The sequence below is a fragment of the Bartonella sp. MR168JLCBS genome (genome assembly GCF_042194175.1).
Genome location: NZ_JBHIMP010000478.1, coordinates 331 through 633, shown reverse-complemented (window position 1 = coordinate 633; position 303 = coordinate 331).

Below are 303 nucleotides of genomic sequence, written 5' to 3'. Positions count from 1 at the left end.
TAAAGTTTATAAAACAGAACGACAGTCCACCCCACTTGCAACCACAAGAAGGTTCCTCTGAATTTTGTTCGGGCATTACGCTCGACGATCCTCCAACGACAGTTCCGAATGATAATCAGGACATTTATTTATAGAGCTATTTATAATGGGCCTATTTTGAGATAAGATCAAGGGGGTGTACAATGAATTTAACTATAGAGACTTTACTATTTTCATATAAAAAACAACAAAACCCTAGACATACTGCTTTAGGAGCGTTATAGAACCGCTCATTCTCATCTTTTGAAGAGCCGTGGGTGATTA